Raw genomic sequence first — 18,937 nt, forward strand, 5'->3', positions numbered from 1 at the left:
GCATTGCTATTGTTGGCCAGAAATTTCCATTACAGTATGGCCATTATTCTTGTAAACGGAAAAGGGTATGCTGAATTTCCTGAAACTATGCACAAACAGAGCAACATCTATCTCTACCGACTGGTTCTCGCTAAACTGGGTAAACTTGTCGGCAACAAAACCATTGTCGAATGCTGTTATGGAAATTTTCTGGGATCGCTCTTCGCCATTAACCTTGATGGCAGAACCACTTTCAAGAACTGACATGAACTGCTCAAAAGCTATCAGAACTGACTGGTAAATAATATCTCTATCAGCTTCAACTTCAAAACTTGATAAGTCCTTGCTTAGTTCAATATTAACGCCAAAGAAGTTGATAAAATCATTCAACTCCAGTACAGCGTGTTTTAGTAAATCGACCAAGTCAAATCGCTGGTTAGATACTTGCATTGATGGGTTGAGTAAATCGGAAAGGAGCTGCGAACGTAACGAGAATTTTTCGAACCTTACCGTGCTTAATTCCAGAATGTGAAGTATTTCAAGGAGGTTTGGATCGTTGCTTAGTGAACGTATAAGCTGAATTGGGCCGGTAATGCCATTAAGCAGAGTTCGTGACTCAAACCCAACCTGGCGGAGAATTTCAGAGTGACTTGTGTAATCGTTTAGTTTCATGGCTAACTTATGTCAGCCTAAGGTAATAAAAAAAGCTTAAAGTTGTTCATCTACTCACCAAGTTTCCCCTCGGTTTTAGCAATTATTGTAGCAATCATTGCATCGCCGGTTACATTTAGTGTTGTGCGAAGCATATCAAGTGGGCGGTCAATGGCAAGTATTAAAGCCAAACCTTCAACGGGCAATCCCACAGAGTTCAGAACAATAATTAGCATTACTATACCAGCTCCGGGCACACCCGCTGAGCCAATTGATGCCAAAGTTGCCGTAATTAGTATGGTTAGAAGTTGTATTAAAGTAAGCTCTATTCCAAAAACTTCGGCAATGAAAACGGTTGCAACAGCCTGGTAAAGACTTGTTCCATCCATATTTATGGTAACCCCTACCGGCAATACAAAGCTCGATATTTCATTGGGAACATTCAACTCCTTTTCCACCTGCTCCATGGTAACCGGTAGTGTGGCGGCGCTCGAGCTGGTAGAGAATGCCACTAGCTGAGCAGGAAAAATGGCACGATAAAATTTTTTAAAGTTGATCTTAGCGTAAAGCTTCAAAAATGTGGGGTATACTAAGGTGATAATTAATAATAATCCAAGTATTACGGTTAGAGCGTATAACCCCAGCGAGGTAAAAAGTTGAACCGATGAACCTAAATCGGTTCCTACAAAATCGACTAAAAGAGTTACCATTAATGCAAACACACCAAAAGGGGCAAAAAGCATAACAATATCCACTATTTTGAGAATTACCTCATTTAATCCCCCTACAAAATCCTTTACTATAGCCACCCTTGAATGGGGAACAAGAATTAGCGCAACACCAAACAGTATGGCAAAGAAAATGACCTGCAGCATGGAAGTGTTATTGGATGCTGCGTTTACAACATTCTCTGGAACTATATCCACAAGGAATTGCAGAGGTGATTGCTGTGCGATGCCCTCGGCGGCTTGTTGCCGTTTGGCTAAATCGAACGAGTATTTTTCAAGTAATTCAACTCTTTTTGCTTCACTAACATAGCTTCCGGGGCGAATAACACTCACTAAAACCAGCCCAATTGTTACAGCAATTATTGTAGTAACAATGTATAGCGAAATGGTTTTTATTCCCAGCTTTGATAACCGACTAACATCGCTTAAGCCGCTAACCCCACTCACCAACGATGCAAATATTAGCGGCATGGCAATAAGCTTAAGCAGGTTCAGGAAAATGGTTCCAAAAGGTTTGATATAGTCAGTGGCAAAATGTTGTATTCCAAAAGTAATTACCAAAAATCCAAATGCCAAGCCAAGGAACATCCCTATTAAAATCTTAGCGTAAAGTGGTAATTTGCGAAGCATAGACAGGAATTTAAGGATAAAGGATAAAGGATAAAGGGTAAAGGTTTAAGTTTAAAATTTCAGATTTCAGATTTCAGATTTCAATAATATTCAAATTTCTAGTTTCATAGCTAAAGAGGATCGACTGTGCCCCTAAACTCGCCGGTAAAGTGGATAAAATCAGCGGTTTGGATATCAATCTTGTAGCTCATTAGCCTACCCAGGTTAACCACATCGAATGTACCAGCCTTAATAGTGTAGATTTTGCCGGTATCCTGTGCAAAATCATAGTTGTAGTATATTTTGCATGAATCGGCAGTATATTTTCCTTTTTGCGAAAAGATGTCGATGGTGTAAAGACCATTCTTAACTTCAGCAATGTTTTCTGAGTAAAAGTATCCGGTTACTAAGGATCCAGTTCCGGTAAATTTACCGGCATCGGAGCTGTAGCTTACTCCTTCACCAAGCAGGTTTATAACAAATGGAGTTGCGCCTGTTTCAAGGGCATCGCTATACTTATGGCTATAGCCTCGGTAAAGGGTGAACTGCCCATCGTTAAACTTAATGATATTTATGTCCTGGTCGTCATTATCGTTTTTACAGCTGGTTACAATGGCCAGCGCCATCAGAACCATTCCTAAAAGTTTGCGTTTCATCCGTACAAAATATTTATATTATTAATTACTAAATCATTACTCGCTTGCTTTTAACATACTTTATCGAGCGGATGGAACACCCATAGTTTGACTTCGTCGAGCTCGCTAAAAACGCTCGGTTGTTCATCTGTATTTGTGCAAGCTGCCTTCCATAGGTGTTTCATATTCTGAAAGTATTAGGCAAGTAATTTAATATTACTGCTAAAATAGTAAAAATGTTACATAATGAAAAAAAGGAGGTGAATAATTCACCCCCTTTTACTTACAAAAGTTGTAATATCTGTTAGTGGCCGTGGCCCATTCCATGCACATGACCATGGCTAATCTCTTCGGCAGTAGCTTCGCGAATGTTTTCAACCTTACCGGTGAAGAAAAGGTCCTTACCAGCTAGGGGGTGGTTAAAATCCATAACCACGGAGTTATCGGTAACTTCAATCACAGTTCCATCCAGCGCATTTCCCTCGGAGTCGCGCATGGGTAAGCGGTTGCCTATCACCAGGAGATCTTCCTGTAGTTCACCATCAATAACAAAAATCTCCTTGGGTAACTCAACAATGGCCTGGTCGTTAACCTCACCGTAACCATCCTTGCTTGGAATCATAAACTCAAAGGAATCGCCTTCCGCGAGATCTTTAATATTATCCTCAAAAAGAGGCAAGAGCTGGCCATGCCCATAGAGGAATACAAGTGGATTATCTGCCTGTGCAGCATCAATCAAATCGCCATCAACCTTTAGTTCATAGCTAATTGATACAACTTTGTTTTTGGAAACGTTCATGTAAATTGTTTTAGAATATTAATTCATCAAAGAAACTACTTTATTTTGGCATAAACAAGCGTGTAAGGTTAATTGTTCGCATTTAAGGTTGATAAATTTTGATCATAGGTAAACAAAAAAGGTAAAATGATGTTGTTTATTCAAATAATAGTTACATATTTGTAATGTTTTTAAAACAATCAATTTATTCACAATTTATTTTTAACGTAACATGAAAGGTAAAGTAAAATGGTTTGATGCAGCAAAAGGCTATGGCTTTATTCAAACCGAAGAAGGTAACGATGTATTCGTTCACTACACAGGAATTCAACGCGAAGGTTTTAAACGCTTAGATGAAGGTCAAGCCGTTAGCTTCGAAATTTCTGAAGGCAAACGTGGTCCACAGGCCACAAATGTAGTTGTGTTAGAATAACATTTATTCCTAACATAATAAAAGAAAAGGCCTCTGTTTGAGGCCTTTTTTATTTTAAAACGTGATAGAGAACCGAAGAATAGGGTTTGAAGTGTAGGGCGAATAGCGGTTATCGGTTAAATCCCATAGAACCAAAAAGTTAACGGCTGCCCTATCGCCTATCCGTTGACGCCAGCCTCCACCTACCATATACATCCGTATCCAGCCCATGCCTTGGGTAGAGGTAATGTCAAAAAACTTACGGTCAAGGTAAAGGTTCTCGAACTCACCGTGAATTACAAAACCACCATGAAGCTTAACGCCAAAGGCTTCATTAAAATCGGGGATGGGTAAAATATCGGTAAAACCAGAATATCCCCAAATGGTAGTAGTTACCGGTTTTATACTGGTGCTCGAGGGGTCAAAGCTAAACCTTTCCCTGCGATAGGTATAACGCCCACCTACCCCAACCGACCATTGTGGAAAAATCCAAATGCCACCCTGGGGCAATACATCAATTTGGGTTATGCGATTTCCAATTGCTAGGCCTAAACTACCCCCAAAATATACTCTATCCGAAAATCGTTGGAAATCGCCATGTTTTCGTTGCGAAAAGGCAAGGGCGCTTACCAAAACAAATATTACTAGAAAGATAGATTTTTTCAGCATAATACTGATGTTTACTTACTAACATGAACACAAAATTAGCCATTTATGTTTAATTGGTTAACTTTATGTCTGTTAAAAAAGATTAGCGATGAACATAGTTATTACTGGCGCCTCGCAAGGTATAGGTTATGCAACTGCGATTGAACTAGCCCAAAAAGGAGGTAACACCATTCTCTGTATAGCCCGAAACGGGCATAACTTAGAAAAACTACAGAATGAGGTTGCGAAGATTAACCCAGCCTCAACGGTTATCCCTGTAGTTTACGACTTGACAAAACTCTGCCAAGGAACTGAGGATATTGGCTCAATCATAAGAAAGCATATCGACAAGGTTGATATTCTGATAAATAATGCAGGATTACTTTATGCAAAACCCCTTACTGAACTTACATACGAACAAATAAGCAGTATGTTAGAGGTTAATTACCTTGCCCCTATCCTTTTGATAAAACTGCTAATACCTTTAATGGATGCTGGTAGCCACGTGGTAAACATTAGCAGTATGGGTGGATTTCAGGGAAGCGTTAAGTTTCCCGGCCTATCGGTTTATGCTTCATCAAAAGCAGCCCTAGCTTCTGTAACCGAGAACCTTGCCGAGGAGTTCAAAAGCACAGGTATTGCTTTTAACTGCTTAGCTCTAGGTGCTACCGATACCGAAATGCTTCGCAATGCTTTTCCTGGCTACAAGGCTCCCTTGACCGCTCAGGAAATGGCTAGCTTTATTGCATACTTTGCACAGAACGGGAATAGGTTCTTTAATGGGAAAATACTGCCTGTAAGCGTTAGTACACCTTAAGGAGAAGGATAAAGGATAAAGGATAAAGGATAAAGGGTAAAGGATAAGTTGATAGTTGTTGGTTGATGGTTGATAGTTGATGGAGAAAAAAAGCATTTCACTAAACACTAAAAACCAAACACCACTTTTCATTTTCCCTGTAAACTGCACACTGTACACTGCACACTATTCAAAAGATCCTTCGCTACGTTCAGGATGACAAATGAAGTTGTTCGTGTATAGTTGCTCTTTGTTCGTGAAACTATTGTCATGTTGAGCTTGCCGAAGCATCCCTTTTTCCTTCACTCTTTATTAATTATTAATGAGATTCCAAGTACAACGAGGAATGCCATTGGCAGTGGCATAAAAGCCTGACCCGGCAATGGGTCGGGGGTGGAACGTTGCGGTGGGTCTGGTAAGCGATACCAATTGAGCCACGCCACAGGCGTGGCGAATAGTATCGCGTGGCAGTTACACCCACGGGGTACCCATCGGGTCGGGCTTTTCAGCCTTGATTTTCTTTGGTTCTTTCTTGTATCAAGACAAGAAAGAACATGAAAAAGGCTCTTTGCCATGCCTTTCTGTAGCGATGCAACGCTTTACCCTTGCTCTTTGGATTATGTATTGCGTGCATCGCTTTAGAGTAGGATTAGCCATGGAATTACAAATGTTTCGCCACTACGTGGCTGGAAACGTTGCGCGTTGTTCGTGAAACTATTGTCATGTTGAGCGCAAGCGAAACATCTCATGGGGTCGATTAGAGATCCTTCGCTACACTCAGGATGACATTGCAAATGCTAGATATATAAAGACTTTCTTTACCTCCCCCCCCAAAAAAAAGAGGGGCATTTGCCCCTCCTCTTTATTAATCATTCATATTACTTATACTCCTTTGGCATTACCTCGCCTTTTAGCACCATGAGCCCATTCATGGCAAGGGCTTGCATCTCATCTTCACCGGGGTAAACAGCAACTGGTGCAATAAACCCAACCATCTCCTTAACGTAATCAACCAGGTCAGGATTGTGTGCAATACCACCGGTAAGAATTATTGCATCAACCTTACCTTTCAGCACTGCAGCCATGGAACCAATAGCTTTACCAATGTTATAGGCCATAGCATCCTGAAGAAGTTTAGCCTTAGCATCGCCGGCACGAGCTTTTAGCTCAATTTCATATGCATCGTTGGTTCCGGCATGGGCAACCAGTCCGCCCTTACCGGTAAGCATCTTTTTTACCTCATCGTAGGTTACCTCACCACTAAAGCAAAGCTTTGCAAGCTGGCCAGCGGGTACAGTTCCAGCACGCTCAGGTGAGAAAGGACCATCGCCATCGAGGGCGTTGTTTACATCAATTACCCTGCCCTGACGATGTGCACCAACCGATATACCTCCACCAAGGTGTGCGATAACAAGGTTGAGCTCCTCGTACTTTTTATCGATACTTTTAGCATGCAACCGGGCAATGGCCTTCTGGTTTAAGGCATGGAAGATAGATACCCTTTTGAAACGGGGATGGCCTGAAATGCGAGCAACATCTTCCATCTCGTCAACCACCACGGGGTCGGCAATGTATGCCTTAGCCGAGGGTAACGATCGGGCAATATCGTCGGCAATTAAAGCGCCAAGGTTACTGGCATGCTCGCCCATTATGCTGTTGCGTAAGTCAGCTTTCATTTGCTCATTAACCTCGTAAACTCCCGATTCAATAGGTTTGAGCAGCCCACCACGACCAACTACTGCCGATATTTTATTAACATCAATACCAGCCTGTTTCAACTCCTCAAGTATAATTTCCTTACGGAAACTGAACTGGTCGGCAATGGTCTTAAACTTTGCCAAATCGTCGGCCGAGTGTTTAATGTTTTTTAGGAAAACGTTTTTATTATTCCGGAATACGGCAATTTTGGTTGACGTGGAACCGGGATTGATAGCCAGTATTTTATATTCTTCCATGCTAATTTAAATATTTTCAGGTTACTGGTTTGTACTATTTTGCAGCGTTGGCAGCAAGGGCGATTGAATACATTTTTGATTGTACGCTGTCGCCACGTGATGTTAGCACGCAAGGCACTTTAGCGCCCATAACCATGGCGCCAAGCTCGCCCTTAGCAAGCTTTGTGCAGGCCTTAAAGAATACATTACCCGATTCAATATTGGGGAAAAGAATGCAATCGGCATCACCGGCAACCTCACCCGAAACCTTTTTGATTTGAGCCGATTCCTTATCGATAGCCACATCAAGGGCAAGAGGTCCATCAACAATGGCGCCCTTTATCTGACCCCTATCGGCCATTTTTGAGATAATAGCTGCATCAACACATGCCTGCATACCTGCCGACATTTGCTCAGTTGCAGCATTGAGGGCTACCTTTGGCATTTCAATGCCAAGTGAATGAGCGGTTTGGATGAGGTAGTTGGTAATGGCTATCTTTTGGTTCAAATCTGGAGCAGGAATGATTGCCACGTCGCCAACTATAAGAAGCTTGTGGTATGTGGGCACCTGAACAACGGTAACATGGCTTAGCACTGCCTTAGGAGGTAGTAAGCCATTCTCCTTGTCCAAAATGGCACGCATGTACTTATCGGTGCTAACGAGACCTTTCATCAGTACATCGCCTTCACCCTTATTAATAAGCTCAACAGCTTTGCGGGCTGCTTTCATCTCATCGGCTTCCTGAACAACGCGGAACTTTGAAAAATCGATATTGTGTTCGCCGCAAACTTTCTTGATGGTTGCCTCATCGCCCACCAGTGTGGCATCAACAATACCCATGTCAATAGCCATGCTAACAGCCTCAATGGTGTGATGGTCGTTAGCATAAGCTGCTACTAATCGTTTACGGGGTTTGCTACGAAGAATATCGAATAGCTGATCAAGTTTTTCTACTCTCATGGCTTTATCGCATTTTTATGTTTATACTACTTTTTAAGTTCTTTTACAATGTTTGCCGTATCGGTGGCAATCACAAGCTCCTCGTTGGTGGTGATTACCATCACTTTAACCTTTGAACTAGGTTTGGTTAGCAACTTATCCTTACCGCGCACACCTTTATTGGCTTCAGAATCAAAATCGATACCCATGAAATCGATAGCGGTTGAAACCTTTTCGCGGAGAATTGGATCGTTCTCGCCTATACCACCGGTGAAAATGATTAGGTCAACACCATCCATTGCAGCAGCGTAAGCTCCAACATACTTTTTAACGCGGTAATAGTACATATCGAGTGCAAGCTGAGCACGCTCATTGCCCTGAGCAGCGGCATTTTCCAGGTCTCTCATATCGGACGATAAACCCGATATACCAAGCACCCCACTCTTCTTGTTAATTACGTCATTAACCTCTTTAATGCTTAAGTTCTCCTTTTCAGCAAGGTAAAGTAAAATACCAGCATCAACATCACCGCTGCGGGTTCCCATTATTAGACCTTCTACTGGAGTAAAGCCCATTGAGGTATCAACTGATTTACCATACTTAATTGCAGCTATTGATGCGCCATTACCTAGGTGACAGGTAATGATTTTCTGGCTCTCGAAATCAACACCAAGTATGCGACATGCCTTTTGGGCTACATACTTATGGCTTGTTCCGTGAAAGCCATACCTACGGATTTTATACTTATCGTAGTAGTCATGAGGAATAGCGTAGAGGTAAGCATATTTGGGCATGGTTTGGTGGAACGATGTATCGAATACAGCTACCTGAGGAACGCCCGGGAGTAGCTTTTCCATGGAAAGAATCCCTTTAAGGTTTGCAGGGTTGTGAAGGGGGGCAAGCTCTATACACTTTTCAATTTCACTCTTGGTGAAATCGTCAATTAAACTACTCTTGGTGAAAAATTCACCACCATGAGCCACACGGTGACCAACAGCAGTAATCTCATTTAAACTCTTAATTACGCCATGTTTTTCGTTAACAAGCGCCTCAAGAATAAGATTAATACCGGTTGTGTGATCGGGAATGCTGGTAACCACCTCGTACCTATCCTTACCCTCAGGCTTGTGAGTAAGAATTGCATCGGTAAAACCAATACGTTCAACAATACCCTTAGCTAGTAACTGACCATCGTTGGTCATGTTTAGCAGCTGATACTTAATGGATGAACTTCCGCAGTTCAGAACGAGAACAATCATTGTTTTATTATTTTGATAGTCAAACAATTAGTTAATTCAATTTACATACGCAAAATTAGGAATAAATACCTTCACCTTCAAAGCATTTAAGGCTTTTTAAAGCATTAACTGGTTGATTTATAGTAAAACAGGCGTTTAAAATACCTCTAACACTCTGAATTACATTGTAATATGCAGTATATGTTTTTCAACATGGTATTTTTATTTTCTTGAATTGCTTACGATGTTATACCCAGTTTTATAATTTTTTAAAATCAAATCATTAGAATCAAAATTACGGGAAGAAAATCATAGAAAAATAAATTGCTTTAAGTTTGTATGAATTTTTAAAGAGGTATGAAAGATTTGGAAATCAAAATAAATGAGCTGAGTGATCTGCTAAGCTGCGAGGTAAAGTGGGACGAATCCACGCTTATTCAGTATTCAACCGATGCATCGGCATACAAGGAGAAACCCTATGCTGTAGTTTGGCCACAAGATGTAAATGATATCCAACAGGCTATTCGCTTTGCCAAAAAGCATAAAATACCAGTTATTCCCCGTGCAGCAGGAACCTCGTTGGCGGGACAGGTAGTTGGCAAAGGCATTATTATTGATATATCAAAGCATTTCCGCAGAATCATCAACCTTGATATTGAAAAGAGAAGGGTTACCGTTGAACCCGGTGTTATACTCGATGAGCTTAACCTCTTTCTTAAACCACATGGTTTATTCTTTGGCCCTGAAACATCAACATCAAATCGATGTAACCTCTCGGGTATGGTGGGCAATAACAGCTGCGGCTCACATTCTTTGGTATACGGGAGCACCCGCGATCACCTGTACTCAGTAAAAATGGTACTCGACGACGGAAATGAATACCTTTTTGGAGAGGTAAATAAAACCGAATACGATGAAAAACTAAGGCTTTCAAATCGCGAAGGGGATATTTACCGTTACATACATAACCTTATAGGTAACAAGCAAAATCAAAAGTTAATTACCTCGAATTTTCCTGATCCCAGTGTAAAACGTCGGAATACGGGCTATGCCCTGGACACGCTTATTGGAACAGTGGCTGCTGGTGGTGAATTACCGCTTAACCTTGCAAAATTGATTGCCGGGAGTGAAGGAACTTTTGGCATTATCACCGAAATCACCCTAAACCTGGTACCTCTTCCCCCTAAGGAAAAAGCTGTGGTCGCTGTACATTTAAAAAATCGCACCGATGCCTTCAAGGCAAACCTTATAGCCCTGAAGCACAAACCCTGGGCTGTGGAACTAATGGACAACATTATCCTGGAGTGCACTAAGGGCAATATTGAGCAGCAAAAGAACCGCTTTTTTGTTCAGGGCGACCCGGGAGCCATACTTATTGTTGAATTCTTTGCCGATAGTAAAGGCGAAATTGAAAGCGCTGCCCAGAAAATGGAAAGTGATATGCGTGAGGCAGGCTACGGTTACCATTTCCCAATTATTTGGGGTGCTGAAACCTCAAAGGTTTGGAATCTGCGTAAGGCTGGACTTGGGGTATTATCGAATGTTGTGGGCGATGCAAAACCCGTTTCGCTTATTGAAGATACTGCGGTTCCTGTCGAAAGGCTACCCGAATACATGGACGATTTCGAAAAAATAATGCAACGATATGGGCTTGAATGCGTTTACCATGCACACATAGGAACGGGTGAACTTCATTTAAGGCCAGTGCTTAATCTTAAGGATCCTAAGGATGTTGAGCTATTCCATACCATTGGCTACGAAGTGGCCATGCTCGTTAAAAAGTACAAGGGCTCGTTAAGCGGCGAACACGGCGATGGAAGATTACGAGGCGAATTCATACCCATCTTTTACGGCGAAGAGGTTTACCAGCACATGCGAGAGCTGAAGTTCGCTTTTGACCCTGAAAATATTTTTAATCCGGGAAAAATCATTGATACCCCACCCATGAACAGCTCTTTAAGGTATATTCCAGGTCAAAAGGAAAGGGTTATTGATACCATTTTCGATTTTTCGTCCTCACTTGGAATAATACGCGCTGCAGAAAAATGCAATGGTTCAGGCGACTGCCGTAAAACACATCTGTCGGGCGGAACACTTTGCCCAAGTTACATGGCAACACTTAACGAAGCTAACACAACACGCGCACGAGCTAACCTGCTCAGGGAATTTTTATCATACAGCCCTAAAAGAAACCCATTTAATCAAAGGGAGCTATACGAAATACTGGATTTATGCCTCTCATGCAAGGGATGTAAGAACGAATGCCCCTCGAGCGTTGATATGGCAAAGCTTAAAGCCGAATTCTTACAACATTGGTACGATGCAAATGGCATCCCCATACGAAGTAGGATGGTAGCCTACATTGCCCATATAAACCGAATGGGTAGTTACTTTCCCCGATTAACCAATTGGTTTTTAACCAATAAGGTAACATCAAGAATTCTGATGCAGGCAATAGGATTGGAACCTAAGCGCAAAATGCCCCTACTAGGTGAATCTACTTTTAAAAAATGGTTTAAGCGGAACAGGTGCCATTCAGCTAAACACAATGGAAAGGTTTACCTCCTGCCTGACGAGTTTACAAACTACAACGATGTACATATAGGCATTAAGGCTGTTGAATTGCTTAATCGGCTTGGTTATGAGGTGGAACTGGTTGATATTTTTGAAAGTGGTAGGACCTATATTTCAAAGGGTTTGGTAAGAACTGCCAAGCGTATTGCCAACAGCAATATTGAAAAGCTATCGGGTATCATAAATCCAGATACACCTCTTATTGGAATAGAACCTTCGGCAATACTTAGTTTTAGAGATGAGTATCCCGATTTGGTATCCCAAGAAAACAAGCAAAAGGCAAATAGTTTAGCAGGGAACTCTCTTCTTTTTGAAGAATTTTTTACTAGGGAGGCTGCTAAAGGCAGAATCAAACCAGAGATGTTTACTACAAGAGCCCATCACATTAAGTTACATGGACACTGCCAGCAAAAAGCAATTGCCTCAACAACACCTACTAAAGCAATGCTATCGTTTCCTGTAAACTATACAGTGGAGGAAATCCCGAGTGGTTGTTGCGGGATGGCAGGGGCATTTGGTTATGAAAAGGAACATTACGATTTATCGATGAAAGTGGGTGAGTTAGTTCTGTTCCCCGAAATCCGTAAAACACCCCTTGACACAATAATTTCTGCACCCGGAACAAGCTGCAGGCACCAGATTAAAGATGGTACTGGCCGAAAAGCCCTTCACCCCATTGAGGTGATGTGGGAGGCGTTGGTTTAAAGGTTAAAGGATAAAGGTTAAAGATTTGAGGTTCAAAGTTTAAGGTTAAGGGGGTTAATACAACCCACCTTGTAATGTTTGAGAACTTATTCAGCATTTCTGCTTTCTGATTTTTAGTTTCATACTAATTATTCGGATTCTTCCCCATCCCGTTTTCACACGTTTGCGGAGCATAATTATTTGTAACATCAAGAGTTTTGATACTTTTTAGCATTGTACGTTTAAAAAAATTCATACCTTTGCGAACGTGGAAAAAATTTGGCTTTTTACAATTTGTAACATACCAAATAATGAGGTAAACATGAACAACTGGTTTTAATTATTGAGGTAAATCGAAAAAATGATTACAATTTGTAACTTTTTCTGCGGTTTTACTTCAGTTTTTAAAACAAAGACTGTAGCGTAAAAAACCTTAACAAACGAAATTAAAACCAATGAAAAGAGTTTTAGTAGCAACAGGAGGCGGCGATTGTCCTGGATTAAATGCGGTGATCCGGGCAATTGTTAAACGTGCCTCTCAGGAACCCGACTGGGAAGTTATTGGTAGTATTCAGTCGTTCGATGGAATTCTACGTGAGCCTACTGAAATCAAGGTGCTCGACGAGCGCGCTGTGGCAGGCATTCACGTGCAGGGTGGTACAATAATTGGAACAACCAATAAGGGAGGCCCCTTTGCTTGGCCTGTTAAAAATAAGGATGGCTCATGGGGAGCAGTTGACCGTTCCGATGAGATGATCCGTAAGTTACAATATCTGGGGATTGATGCTGTTATCAGTATTGGTGGCGATGGTTCTCAACGCATTTCACAACAGCTATACGAAAAAGGGTTGAATATAATTGGTGTTCCCAAAACCATCGATAACGACCTTTCAGCAACTGACTTTACTTTCGGTTTCCAAACCGCAGTTCAAATTGCAACTGAAGCCGTTGACAAGTTGGTTACCACAGCCGCTAGCCATAACCGGGTTCTGATTCTAGAGGTAATGGGACGTTATGCCGGGTGGATTGCTCTGCATGCTGCTATTGCCGGCGGTGCTGAGGTTTGCTTAATCCCTGAAATCCCATACGATATCCATAAAGTTGCTGAACGACTCCAAAGTCGTTACAATAAAGGGAAAGGACATGCCATTGTAGTAGTAGCTGAGGGTGCTCTACCCAAGGGTGGCACACTGGTATCGGCTGAAAGCGATGAGGTAGGTTACCATAACCTGCGACTTGGTGGAGTTGCACACAAAATTACACGAGACCTTAAGAGCATTGGCTTCGAGGCCGACATCCGCGAAACTGTTCTTGGACACTTACAGCGTGGTGGCATTCCCGTAGCTTACGATAGAGTTTTGGCTACTCAGTTTGGCGTAAAGGCCTTTGAAATGGTGCTTGAGGGTAAATTTGGCGAAATGGTTGCTTACCGACACCCCGATATAATTTCCGTGCCCCTTATTGACGCCATTAACCGTCCCAACTTTGTTGACCCTGATTGCGACCTGGTGCGCACAGCTCGAGGTGTTGGAATAAGCTTTGGTGAGTAAAAAGTATTTATTAATAACAGGAAAGGGGAAGTTTAAACTTCCCCTTATTTTTCAAGTTTCAGCGTACTGTCAGACTTCTAAATAGGATCGTTGCAAACCTCGCAAACCGAGGGGGCTTTAATTCCTGAATACTCAATTAATTCCCACCCTGACTCAGCCATGTCCTCGTCACCTGGTTCGTAGTTCCAAACAATTTGGATTGGCACCCCCATCTCAAATATCTCCTGCATGTGCTGGAAAAGGGTAATCATATACTTATACGAAGCGGAATTGATGTATTTGAAGAAAAGCCTAAAGTTTATTGGCTTAACCGATTTGGCTCCATTCTTTTGAATTTCAATTTTAAACTGGGTGAGCCACTTTACTACAGGTTCGTAAAAGCTAGTTACATTTTCAGGATGACTAACCCCAATAATAGTGAAATTACCACTTTGGGGATCAAATGTAATATCTGGGGAATCCTTTCTGGCTTTAATGTGTAATGGTTCCATTATGGCATGTTTTTACATTTCTGGTTTTGGTACAAGTTTAAAAGGTACTGATATCAACTCGGCAAGTTCCTCTCCTGCCTCCTCAAGTTCAGCATCTTGCTGAGGATATTTCCATACTATCTGAACCTCATACCCCTTTTTAAAAAGCTCTTTGATGCGGTTCATAATAATCAGAATCATTTTTGAGGAAGCAGTATTAAAATACTCAAAATCAAATTCAAAGATTGAGGTTTTATTGGGGTTTTTCATGTAATCGTCCAACCAAGCAATAAGAGGGGTGTAAAACGATTTAACGTCTTCCGGAAGGGATTTCCCTTGAATAGTAAACTCACCGCTATCCCGGTCAAAAACAACTTTGGGTGTGGTAAGTGTTGGTTCAAGGTGAAGCCTTTCCATGGACGTTAGAAGTTATTTGGAAATATGCTGGTAACTAATCATCTTAAAAGGCAACTCAAGCATATCGGCATAGTCGTTACCAGCATCGTGCATATCCTCATCATCCTCCATATAGTGCCACTCAACTTCAACATCCTTACCAGCCGAATACATTCCATCAAGCAATTCCAAAACCTCAAGCAGCATTTTTGATGATGCAGTATTAAAATACTCCATTTTTACCTTAAAAACGGTTTTGGGGTTTGGATCGTCTGCATAAGCTTTTAACCACCTAAGTACAGGGTTATAAAACTCCTTAACATCCTCAGGTAGCGATTTCCCTGTGATTTCGAACTTATTGGCATCCTTGTCGAATGTAATATTTGGGGTTTCGTTAGTCCCTTTGATGATTAATGCATCCATACTGCTATGTTTATAAAAATCACTTTTCAACTTAATAAAACAAATATAAACATTTTACCCAAAATATCAATAGCAAAAAGTTATTGTTTGAAAATAATTTTGACTAAACGCCGGGGAAATTCCTTAAAACAACCTAAGGTTTAAATGCTCTGAAAAGGGTTATGGGTATCGATGCTAGCGTAATACTCGTACCGGTCAATAAACTCCCCAATAAGAAAGAGGGTGAGAAATGGGGCTATGTTTTCTGGAATCAAACCAAAGAGTAACCCTACAAGTGGTATGAGAATACCTAAAAATCTTATTAATGAAAAAATCACCTTTTTAGGGTTGAATTTTTGAATGTATGCATGGCGTACCAGGTAAAGCAAAAGCTTGATAGTTGCAAGTAGAACAAAGGCTTTTGACAAAGTTATTAATGAAAATAGCGTAGAGGCGGTTAGCAAAGTATTTGCACTGTGTATAGGGGTGCTATAGTTTTTACGAACCACGTGATAAACCATTTCAAGGGAGATGAGAAAAACCGTTCCTACAACCACCGAAAACCAAAACAATGGAGGTTTTTCAGTTAAAACGTAAAGCAGACCTGAAAAGGCAAACAAACCAAAAAGAGCAATTTCACGACTCAACCAGCTCGATTTAACATGAAGCAGGGCTCTTATCGCCCTTAAAGGCTTGCCTAAATGGAATAAACTTGCAAAACCCGCAAAAGCAAGCAATAAAATGAAGGAAATCTTAGAAAAGTATGAGATTTTTTCAAGGCGATAAAAGGTGATAAACCATCCCACTAATGCAGCTGAAAGATAAGTAAAAACAAACAAAGGGATTTCCTTTGCAGGATGAATACGGGGGCTATATGTCTCAGCAAAATCGGATTGTTGAAGGCCCGTGGCCTCAATAGCCATTTCGGGTAAACTATCGTTGATACTTTCATTAGCGACATTAATGCGAGGCGAAGTAGCGACTTCAGGGAAACCGGGTTTTGATAGATTAGCCTCTACCTTTATTTCACCAAAGGTGAGAGCGCCTGTTGGACATGCTACAGCACAAGCAGGTATGCCTCCTACCTTTAGCAGATCGTTACAGAAATTACATTTCTCCACTACACCCTTATCCGGGTTATATTTAGGCGCTTCATAAGGGCAGGCCCAGGTACAGTACTTGCAGCCAATGCATTTTAGAGGGCTGTGTATTATTGCTCCAGTTTCATCGTCCCTTGAATATGCAATTGCAGGGCAATTGGACATGCAAGGTGCATCAATACAGTGGTTACATGCTAGTGAAAGGTTGATGAAACCCTTTAATGGAATTTTTAAGGGGTTGCCATTAACCACCATTCGCCATGCCATTGGGGGTTCGGTATGGTTTTGGTTATAGCATGCCACTATGCATGCATGACACCCCACGCATCGGGAATAATCGAATATAAACCCCCTGTCGCTCATGGTTTACGTTTTACGAGCTTAACCTCTACCCTATTGTTATGAAATGCTGATCCGTGTCCCATATCGGTTTCTCTGCCTTCCGAAAGGACATTCACCGGTGCACCTTGTGTTCTCCACCATCCGTTTGGGATAACCACACAACCCACCCTTACCTCATAGGTTAGCTGTGCTTTAACCCTGAACGAACCCCTATTGTTAAAAATTTCAACCAGATCGCCATCGCCTATTCCCCTTTGAATGGCATCAGCCGGGTTAATTTGTAATACCGGTGCGCCACTAATCATTGATATTACTTTTAAATTATTGAATTGGCTATGTATTCGGTTTTTGGTGTTTGGCGACATTAAAAAAAGTGGATATGGCGTTTGGTTCTGGAATAGCTCTACGGCTGGGTTATAGGTTGGAAGTGGATTTTCACCCCATAAAGTTTGAACCTGCTCAGAGTACAACTCAATTTTCCCCGAGGGTGTTGGAAATCGATAATCGGAGAATGCAATCTCCTGAAGTCCTGGAGCAAGTATTGGGCCTTTCCTGAGCTCTTCGAGCGATAAGTTAAACTCGCGCAGCTTACTATCAAGGTACCTATCAACATGTTCATCGCCCGGGGGAAGTAAAATATTGGATAAATCGGCCTCATTAAACCCTAGTTTTTGTGCAAGCCACCAGTAAATTTCGGTTTCAGGCTTAACCTCTCCGGCTGGTTCAACAACTTTTTGCTTGAGCTGAATGTAAGGATTCCAGTATGAACCAACTATATCGGATTGTTCAAACATGTTTTTAGCCGGTAGGATAATATCGGCTTCCAGAGCCGTATCGGTCATAAATTGCTCCACTACCACCCTTAAATCGAGTTTCCGGAAGGCCTCAAGAACTTTGCCCGTATTTGGGTTTTGGGTTAGCGGATTTCCGCGTTCTACCCAAATCATTTTTAGCTCAGGATTTTTGGTGCCAAGCATGTCCTCTCCTAACCGCGCAGTTGAAATGGAACGACGTATAATGCCATCGGGTTTATCGGGCGGATAGTAACAGAGTGGCTCCAGGACATCGTCAAAAACATAGCTTTGAAGGTTAGCGTAGTGCCAGCATGCACCGGGTTTCCCAATATTGCCTGTAATTACACTAAGTGCAAGTATTGCCCTTACAGTCTGTCCCCCGTTTGTATATCGCTGCATGCCATAGCCTGGTATTAGTGTCATTGGTTTTACATTGCCTATGTACCATGCCAGCTTCTCAATTAAACTAACTGGCACCCCCGATATATTGGATGCCCATTGTGCCGTAAAGGGTTTAACATGTTCAGCAAACTGATCAAAACCATGAACATGGAGTTTGATAAAATCACTATCTATCCATCCTTTTTGAATAATTATGTTGGCAACAGCCAATGCAATAGGTGCATCGGTTGATGGGTATGGCTGTAGCAGCAAAGTAGCTCTTTGGGTTGATTGGGTTCTACGTGGATCGATAACCAATAGTTCCGCCCCCTTATCAAGCGCATTGTTCAGGGGTATCATTTCGTGAACGTTGCTCTCAGCTGGGTTTTTCCCCCAGAGAACAATTAGCTTGGCATTCTCTAAATCCCAAGGAACATTGTGCTTATTTTCACCAAGCGTTAAGCGCGTAGCCTCCAAACCTGCAGGCCAGCAAAGATTACCGTAAACGGTTGTAGCCCCTCCGTAAACATAACGCCAGAACTTTCCGCTGAAATCGTTTAACAAGCCGGCCATGCCGCTGGCAGCGTAAAACAAAACCGATTGTTGACCGTAAACATCACGGAAACGTATCAGCTTTTCCGCAATAGTTTCAAGAGCCTCGTTCCATGAAATGCGTTTAAAGGAGCCATTTACCTTTTTGATTGGATAAATAATACGATCGGGGGAATTTGCTCGTTCCACATAGCTTAAACCTTTAAGGCATCCCCCAAAAGGAGTTGCCTTATTTAAGGGTAAAGGGTTGATACCTACAACTTTTCCCTTATCAACCTGCACAACAAGGCTACATGTGCTGTAGCAGTTTCGTGGGCAAGCAGTGATGAACTCCTTCACTTAAC

The 18,937-nt window shown here is 41.8% G+C and carries 17 protein-coding genes; 4 read left to right on the forward strand and 13 right to left on the reverse strand.

Translation table 11 applies throughout. The features are described 5' to 3' along the window. Positions 1-6: 6 nt before the first annotated feature. The 4 genes from WHS63_RS04975 to WHS63_RS04990 all read right to left on the reverse strand — a co-directional run bounded on the left by WHS63_RS04975 (position 7) and on the right by WHS63_RS04990 (position 3,401). Positions 7-651, reverse strand: a complete 645-nt coding sequence (locus WHS63_RS04975; RefSeq protein WP_445204150.1) for a hypothetical protein — start codon at positions 649-651, stop codon at positions 7-9. A 50-nt stretch (positions 652-701) separates the two neighbouring features. Continuing rightward, positions 702-1,988, reverse strand: coding sequence for a dicarboxylate/amino acid:cation symporter (locus WHS63_RS04980; RefSeq protein ID WP_445204151.1), 1,287 nt, complete (start codon positions 1,986-1,988; stop codon positions 702-704). Between the two features lie 110 nt (positions 1,989-2,098). Further along, positions 2,099-2,623, reverse strand: a complete 525-nt coding sequence (locus WHS63_RS04985; RefSeq protein WP_445204152.1) for a hypothetical protein — start codon at positions 2,621-2,623, stop codon at positions 2,099-2,101. Positions 2,624-2,906: 283 nt separating this feature from the next. After that, positions 2,907-3,401, reverse strand: a complete 495-nt coding sequence (locus WHS63_RS04990) for an FKBP-type peptidyl-prolyl cis-trans isomerase (protein ID WP_445204153.1) — start codon at positions 3,399-3,401, stop codon at positions 2,907-2,909. A gap of 211 nt (positions 3,402-3,612) precedes the next feature. On the opposite strand from WHS63_RS04990, the gene WHS63_RS04995 reads away from it, so the two are divergent. Then, positions 3,613-3,813: a cold-shock protein gene (locus tag WHS63_RS04995; protein ID WP_445199377.1), complete on the forward strand. Its 201-nt coding sequence runs from the start codon at positions 3,613-3,615 to the stop codon at positions 3,811-3,813. Between the two features lie 54 nt (positions 3,814-3,867). On the opposite strand, the gene WHS63_RS05000 is transcribed toward WHS63_RS04995, so the two are convergent. Next, entirely contained in the window at positions 3,868-4,461 is a 594-nt protein-coding gene (locus WHS63_RS05000) for a hypothetical protein (protein ID WP_445204154.1), read from the reverse strand. Between the two features lie 88 nt (positions 4,462-4,549). On the opposite strand from WHS63_RS05000, the gene WHS63_RS05005 reads away from it, so the two are divergent. Further along, positions 4,550-5,257: an SDR family oxidoreductase gene (locus WHS63_RS05005; RefSeq protein ID WP_445204155.1), complete on the forward strand. Its 708-nt coding sequence runs from the start codon at positions 4,550-4,552 to the stop codon at positions 5,255-5,257. A gap of 857 nt (positions 5,258-6,114) precedes the next feature. On the opposite strand, the gene buk is transcribed toward WHS63_RS05005, so the two are convergent. The 3 genes from buk to WHS63_RS05020 are packed head-to-tail and all read right to left on the reverse strand — an operon-like array spanning position 6,115 to position 9,369. Beyond that, the gene (gene buk, locus WHS63_RS05010; protein ID WP_445204156.1) at positions 6,115-7,191 is read right to left on the reverse strand and encodes a butyrate kinase; all 1,077 of its coding nucleotides are present in this window, start codon (positions 7,189-7,191) and stop codon (positions 6,115-6,117) included. Between the two features lie 34 nt (positions 7,192-7,225). Further along, positions 7,226-8,131, reverse strand: a complete 906-nt coding sequence (locus tag WHS63_RS05015) for a bifunctional enoyl-CoA hydratase/phosphate acetyltransferase (RefSeq protein WP_369490570.1) — start codon at positions 8,129-8,131, stop codon at positions 7,226-7,228. 26 nt (positions 8,132-8,157) lie between these two features. Next, positions 8,158-9,369 carry an acetate/propionate family kinase gene (locus WHS63_RS05020; protein WP_445204157.1) on the reverse strand — a complete coding sequence of 404 codons (1,212 nt, stop codon included), beginning with the start codon at positions 9,367-9,369 and terminating at the stop codon, positions 8,158-8,160. 336 nt (positions 9,370-9,705) lie between these two features. Between WHS63_RS05020 and WHS63_RS05025 the strand changes: the two genes are divergently transcribed. Both WHS63_RS05025 and WHS63_RS05030 read left to right on the forward strand, forming a co-directional pair. After that, positions 9,706-12,627, forward strand: coding sequence for an FAD-binding and (Fe-S)-binding domain-containing protein (locus tag WHS63_RS05025; protein ID WP_445204158.1), 2,922 nt, complete (start codon positions 9,706-9,708; stop codon positions 12,625-12,627). A 434-nt stretch (positions 12,628-13,061) separates the two neighbouring features. Beyond that, positions 13,062-14,156: a 6-phosphofructokinase gene (locus WHS63_RS05030; RefSeq protein ID WP_445204159.1), complete on the forward strand. Its 1,095-nt coding sequence runs from the start codon at positions 13,062-13,064 to the stop codon at positions 14,154-14,156. Between the two features lie 77 nt (positions 14,157-14,233). On the opposite strand, the gene WHS63_RS05035 is transcribed toward WHS63_RS05030, so the two are convergent. The 5 genes from WHS63_RS05035 to WHS63_RS05055 form a co-directional block, all read right to left on the reverse strand. Then, positions 14,234-14,647 (reverse strand): DUF1987 domain-containing protein, encoded by a 414-nt coding sequence (locus tag WHS63_RS05035; RefSeq protein WP_445204160.1) that lies wholly within the window; start codon positions 14,645-14,647, stop codon positions 14,234-14,236. Positions 14,648-14,659: 12 nt separating this feature from the next. After that, a complete protein-coding gene (locus WHS63_RS05040) occupies positions 14,660-15,043 on the reverse strand; it encodes a DUF1987 domain-containing protein (protein WP_445204161.1) in 384 nt (127 codons plus the stop codon). A 12-nt stretch (positions 15,044-15,055) separates the two neighbouring features. Then, positions 15,056-15,445, reverse strand: a complete 390-nt coding sequence (locus tag WHS63_RS05045; RefSeq protein WP_445204162.1) for a DUF1987 domain-containing protein — start codon at positions 15,443-15,445, stop codon at positions 15,056-15,058. A gap of 140 nt (positions 15,446-15,585) precedes the next feature. Next, positions 15,586-16,887, reverse strand: a complete 1,302-nt coding sequence (locus WHS63_RS05050; RefSeq protein ID WP_445204163.1) for a DmsC/YnfH family molybdoenzyme membrane anchor subunit — start codon at positions 16,885-16,887, stop codon at positions 15,586-15,588. Then, positions 16,884-18,932 carry a molybdopterin-containing oxidoreductase family protein gene (locus WHS63_RS05055; RefSeq protein WP_445204164.1) on the reverse strand — a complete coding sequence of 683 codons (2,049 nt, stop codon included), beginning with the start codon at positions 18,930-18,932 and terminating at the stop codon, positions 16,884-16,886. The genes WHS63_RS05050 and WHS63_RS05055 overlap by 4 nt, the downstream gene beginning before the upstream one ends. Positions 18,933-18,937: the final 5 nt, after the last annotated feature.

Source organism: Tenuifilum sp. (genome assembly GCF_037481895.1).
In the GTDB taxonomy this organism is placed as follows: domain Bacteria; phylum Bacteroidota; class Bacteroidia; order Bacteroidales; family Tenuifilaceae; genus Tenuifilum; species Tenuifilum osseticum.

What these genes read in the sequence shown, in the direction of transcription:
- WHS63_RS04975 (WP_445204150.1), bottom strand. Translation starts at nt 651, where the DNA reads ATGAAACTAAACGATTACACAAGTCACTCTGAAATTCTCCGCCAGGTT.
- WHS63_RS04980 (WP_445204151.1), bottom strand. Translation starts at nt 1,988, where the DNA reads ATGCTTCGCAAATTACCACTTTACGCTAAGATTTTAATAGGGATGTTC.
- WHS63_RS04985 (WP_445204152.1), bottom strand. Translation starts at nt 2,623, where the DNA reads ATGAAACGCAAACTTTTAGGAATGGTTCTGATGGCGCTGGCCATTGTA.
- WHS63_RS04990 (WP_445204153.1), bottom strand. Translation starts at nt 3,401, where the DNA reads ATGAACGTTTCCAAAAACAAAGTTGTATCAATTAGCTATGAACTAAAG.
- WHS63_RS04995 (WP_445199377.1), top strand. Translation starts at nt 3,613, where the DNA reads ATGAAAGGTAAAGTAAAATGGTTTGATGCAGCAAAAGGCTATGGCTTT.
- WHS63_RS05000 (WP_445204154.1), bottom strand. Translation starts at nt 4,461, where the DNA reads ATGCTGAAAAAATCTATCTTTCTAGTAATATTTGTTTTGGTAAGCGCC.
- WHS63_RS05005 (WP_445204155.1), top strand. Translation starts at nt 4,550, where the DNA reads ATGAACATAGTTATTACTGGCGCCTCGCAAGGTATAGGTTATGCAACT.
- buk (WP_445204156.1), bottom strand. Translation starts at nt 7,191, where the DNA reads ATGGAAGAATATAAAATACTGGCTATCAATCCCGGTTCCACGTCAACC.
- WHS63_RS05015 (WP_369490570.1), bottom strand. Translation starts at nt 8,131, where the DNA reads ATGAGAGTAGAAAAACTTGATCAGCTATTCGATATTCTTCGTAGCAAA.
- WHS63_RS05020 (WP_445204157.1), bottom strand. Translation starts at nt 9,369, where the DNA reads ATGATTGTTCTCGTTCTGAACTGCGGAAGTTCATCCATTAAGTATCAG.
- WHS63_RS05025 (WP_445204158.1), top strand. Translation starts at nt 9,706, where the DNA reads ATGAAAGATTTGGAAATCAAAATAAATGAGCTGAGTGATCTGCTAAGC.
- WHS63_RS05030 (WP_445204159.1), top strand. Translation starts at nt 13,062, where the DNA reads ATGAAAAGAGTTTTAGTAGCAACAGGAGGCGGCGATTGTCCTGGATTA.
- WHS63_RS05035 (WP_445204160.1), bottom strand. Translation starts at nt 14,647, where the DNA reads ATGGAACCATTACACATTAAAGCCAGAAAGGATTCCCCAGATATTACA.
- WHS63_RS05040 (WP_445204161.1), bottom strand. Translation starts at nt 15,043, where the DNA reads ATGGAAAGGCTTCACCTTGAACCAACACTTACCACACCCAAAGTTGTT.
- WHS63_RS05045 (WP_445204162.1), bottom strand. Translation starts at nt 15,445, where the DNA reads ATGGATGCATTAATCATCAAAGGGACTAACGAAACCCCAAATATTACA.
- WHS63_RS05050 (WP_445204163.1), bottom strand. Translation starts at nt 16,887, where the DNA reads ATGAGCGACAGGGGGTTTATATTCGATTATTCCCGATGCGTGGGGTGT.